Annotated in this window: 2 protein-coding genes and 1 pseudogene; 2 read left to right on the forward strand and 1 reads right to left on the reverse strand. The window is 61.5% G+C overall.

Annotated features, from left to right (window positions below; genetic code table 11):
• Both WBB85_RS23380 and WBB85_RS23385 read left to right on the forward strand, forming a co-directional pair.
• Window positions 1-878 (forward strand): annotated as a pseudogene (locus WBB85_RS23380) (IS5 family transposase).
• A gap of 55 nt (window positions 879-933) precedes the next feature.
• Window positions 934-2,072, forward strand: a protein-coding gene (locus WBB85_RS23385; RefSeq protein ID WP_432640960.1) for an IS3 family transposase whose coding sequence is annotated in 2 segments (ribosomal slippage) — window positions 934-1,183 and window positions 1,183-2,072 — 1,140 coding nt in all. Because the reading frame shifts where the segments join, the coding sequence is not laid out codon by codon here.
• Between the two features lie 56 nt (window positions 2,073-2,128).
• Here WBB85_RS23385 and WBB85_RS23390 read toward each other — a convergent pair.
• On the reverse strand, window positions 2,129-3,037 hold a 909-nt coding region (locus WBB85_RS23390; RefSeq protein WP_432640961.1), incomplete at its 5' end, for an RHS repeat-associated core domain-containing protein.

The following is a 3,037-nucleotide window of genomic DNA, read 5'->3' on the forward strand; positions in this document are numbered from 1 at the left end:
ATGAGCAGTTGGGCCCCTACGAAGTACAAGACCACGAACTGGTCAGCTTACAATGAAGCGTTGAAGCGGCGCGGATCGCTTTCGATCTGGTTTGATCCGGAGATGACATGGCGACCACCACCGACCGGCAAGCGTGGCCGACAACCGAGCTTCAGCGACACGGCGATCCAGACCTGTCTGACCATGAAGGTGCTGTTTGGCATGCCGTTGCGGCAAACGACGGGGTTCGTGCAAAGCCTGCTGAAGCTTGCCGGCTTGGACTGGACGGTGCCGGACTTCAGTACCCTGTGCCGCCGTCAACGAACGCTGAACGTGAGCATTCCCTATCGTGGCGGTGCGGGTCCGCTGAACCTGCTGATCGACAGCACTGGTATCAAGGCCGAAGGTGAAGGCGAATGGAATGCCCGCAAGCACGGCGGTGCGAAACGGCGTATCTGGCGTAAGGTACATATCGGGATCGACGAGGAAACGCTGGAGGTCCGGGCGGTCGAGATCACGGGCAGCAACATCGGTGACGCGCCTGTGTTGCCAGAACTGCTGGACCAGATCCCGCCTGATCAGGAGATCGGTAGGGTCACCGCCGACGGCGCCTATGACACCCGAAAGTGCCACGAAGCAATTGCCGCTCGAAACGCCGCCGCTGTCATCCCGCCCCGAAAAAACGCCAAGCCATGGAAGCCGACGGCCCGGGCGCCGTCGCACGCAACGAAGCTCTGCGGGCCTCAAAGTACCTGGGCCGGGCTATCTGGCGACGATGGAGTGATTATCACCGCCGGAGCCGTGTCGCGGCCAAGATGAACTGCATCAAGCTGCTTGGTCAGTCATTGATGGCTCGAGACTTCGATCGCCAGGTGGCGGAACTGCAAGTCCTGACCTGAGACCCGTATCTTCCTCCAGTTTGAGGTAGAGTCCGCTCCAACCAGGAGACGGACAATGAAGCGATCAAGGTTCAGCGAAGAACAGATCATCGGGATGCTGAAGGAGCAGGAGGCCGGGATGCCCACGGCTGACGTCTGCCGGAAGCACGGGGTCAGCCCAGCGACGTTCTATAAATACAAGGCCAAGTTCGGCGGCCTGGAGGTGTCCGATGCCCGCCGGCTAAGGGCGCTCGAGGATGAGAACGCGCAGCTAAAGAAGCTACTGGCAGAGGCGATGCTCGACAACGCGATCCTGAAGGATGTCGCGGCAAAAAAATGGTAGCGCCCGGCGTCAGGCGGGACGTGGTGGCTCATGTCGTGGCGATCCACGGCGTAAGCCAGCGCCGGGCGTGCAGGGCTCTGGCTGTGGATCGGTCCAGCGTGCGCTATCACGGCGTGCGGCTGGATGATGCCGAGGCAAGGATAGCGATGAAGGCTGTCGCGGCCGAGAGACGGCGGTTCGGCTATCCATTGGCCGGTAGGCGATTGCCTGCAATCGCCGTAAGGCGGCGTATCCATGTGATGCTTGAACGGCAGGGGATCGTGATGAACCTGAAGAAGCTCAGGCGACTTTATCGCGAGGAGAAGCTTCAAGTCCGCCGCAGAGGCGGTCGGAAGCGTGCCCTCGGGACACGACGGCCGATGCTTGTCCCGGATGCGCCGAACATGCGCTGGAGCCTCGATTTCGTCAGCGATGCGTTGACGGATGGTCGTCGGTTCCGGGTTCTGGCCGTGGTCGACGACTACAGCCGGGAGTGCCTGGCGCTGGTCGCCGACACGTCATTGTCCGGTTTGCGGGTCGTCCGAGAGCTCGATGCGCTGATCACAAAGCGTGGCCGCCCCGCGATGGTGGTTTCAGACAACGGGACCGAACTGACATCAATGGCAGTGCTGTCATGGTGCCAGCGCACGGGTGTCGACTGGCACTACATCGCCCCGGGCAAGCCCATGCAGAACGGCTTCGTCGAGAGCTTCAACGGGCGCTTCCGCGACGAGCTTCTCAACGAGACGCTGTTCTCCTCGCTGGCCGATGCACGCGACCGGATCCGAGACTGGCAGCACGACTACAACCATCACCGACCGCACTCCGGCCTCGGGAACATCCCGCCGGTCGAGTTCTTGGCAAAGAAGGGGCTGGAAATGCGCGCCGCGTAGGCCCAGAAATCAACTTGCGGACTCTCCGTAAGCCCGGAGGAGAGCCGGGTCTCAGGTCAGTTGCCCTTCACATATGCATAGATGTTCATGTCCCCTGCGGCCAGTTCGATAGGGTCCTGTTGCAAGAAACTGCCAAGAGCAGGGTCGTAAGAGCGCGCGCGGAAATGGATCAGCCCGCTTTCGTGGTCTGTTTCCCGTCCCGTAAAGCCATATCGCTGAATCGGGCTGCTGCCCGATGCAAGACCGAAAGCATCATAGTTACGAGATTCCACAACCGTCCCGGTCGCCTCGTCTATCACTTTGACGACCGAACCCAGCCGGTCTGACAGAAGGCCATGCGATGTGCCAGCGGCAGGTGCCGTCACGCCAACTGCATAGCTTTCGAAGGCAAGTGGTTCATCGACTCGATTGCTGAACAGCCAACGTTTCGAGAGATCGCCATCCAAGAATTCGAGAGCTGCGTCGCTGCCGACGAGCGAGCCAATGATCGCCTGATCATAGAAATAGGCCTCCGTGACCCCGTCCACGGTCTTCGCGATCCGCCGGTCGAGCGCGTCATAGGCGTAGCTTGCGGTGGTCGTGTCCGACGCATAGCCCACCAGCCGGTTCTGGCTGTCATAGGCATAGCTCTCGACCGCCCCGTCCGCCTTCGCGGTCCGGCTGATCCGGTTGCCCCGCGCATCGTAACCGTAGCTGTAGCTGTCATCCTCCAGAAGCTGATTGTGCCCGTTGGAACTGTAGAGCGCCGAGAGATGCGAGGCGGTGCGGTTGCCCTCGCCGTCATAGGCATAATCCTCGACCGGCACCGGCACGCCGCCCTGCGCCAACGGAACCCCCTCGGCCACCTGCACGAGGCGGTTGAGCTGGTCATAGGAGATCGCCTTCGACTTCGACGGATCGAGGTTGTCGAGGATCGCCGTCAGCTGCCCGTCGGGATCGTAGGCATAGGTCAGGTCGGTGAGCGT

Source organism: Albidovulum sp., from assembly GCF_049646345.1.
Taxonomy (GTDB): Bacteria; Pseudomonadota; Alphaproteobacteria; order Rhodobacterales; family Rhodobacteraceae; genus Albidovulum.